The 1,101-nt window shown below is 68.6% G+C and carries 2 protein-coding genes; both read left to right on the top strand.

Features of this window, described 5'->3' with window-relative positions; all coding sequences use genetic code 11:
* The coding region (locus AC04L7_RS19300) for a hypothetical protein (RefSeq protein WP_475513788.1) at positions 1 to 888 on the top strand (888 nt) is incomplete at its 5' end.
* Positions 872 to 1,101: hypothetical protein (locus AC04L7_RS19295; protein ID WP_475513787.1), on the top strand; the 230-nt coding region annotated here is incomplete at its 3' end. The genes AC04L7_RS19300 and AC04L7_RS19295, both read left to right, overlap by 17 nt.

Raw genomic sequence — 1,101 nt, 5'->3', positions numbered from 1 at the left:
GCGATGCTCGCGGCATCCTGGGAGGGACGATCGATGGCAGCGAAATCATCCAAGTGGGCTCCGTTTCCGCACGACGCCAAGGCCTACGCCTATGCCGGCGATGCACTCAAGAAAGCCTGGCCTGCCCTGCATGCCGGCGACCAGGAGCCCTACCCCGACGAAAAACGCGCCAAGGCGCTGATCGCCGCGGCAGGCAAGGCCGCCAAGGGGATCGAGCCCGCCGAACTGGCGCAGCGCCTGCAGGAGGCATGGCGCGCCTTCCATCGCGGCGACTTCCAGACGGCGTTCGAGGCTGGCGAGGCCCTGGGCCCGCTGGGCGCCTCGGTGGCGGTCAAGGCCATGGGAATCCATGCCACGTATCTGGTGGACGACGAAGCCGAACGACTGAGGCGCTTCGAGCAGGCGGCGACGCTGGCGGAGGCTGCCGTCAAGGCCTTGCCCGGCGAGGCGAACAGTCACTATCGCCACGCCTTTGCGCTGGGCCGCTACAGCCAGGGGCTGAGCATCGCCAAGGCACTCAAGCAGGGGATCGCCGGCAAGGTGCGGGCCGCGCTCGACGCCACCCTGGAGCGCGAGCCCAAGCATGCCGAGGCGCACACGGCGCTGGCGCTTTACCACGCCGAGATCATCGACAAGATCGGCGCCATGATCGGCGGGCTGACGTACGGTGCCAAGGCGGGTGAAGCCGAGTCGCACATCAAGACCGCGCTGAAGCTCACACCCGATTCGCCCATCGCCCACGTCGAGTACGCCAACGTGCTGCTGCTCCTGCATGGCGACAAGAAGGAAGATGCGGCCGCTGCGTCGTTCGAGAAAGCGGGCAAGCTGAAACCGCGCGATGCCATGGAAGCACTGGACGCTGCCCACGCGAATGCGCAGATCGAGTAAGGCCTGGCCACTCGTGCTGGCGGCGCTGTCGCTGGCCGGCGCTCGCAGCCCGGCGTCCGCGCAAGCGGCCGTCGCACCGGCGCCGGTACCTGCGCCCGGACCCACGGACACGCTGCTGGACGCCCTCACGTGCCGCACCGCGATTGCCGACCTGCCGGCATTGCTGCAACGCCTCCGGCGTGAACGTCCCACGGAGTTCGTGCAGACCGAACG

Source organism: Pseudoxanthomonas sp. LjRoot204_2, from assembly GCF_056175765.1.
Note: the sequence above shows the minus strand (reverse complement) of the source record. Positions and strands in the feature narration are given on the sequence as shown.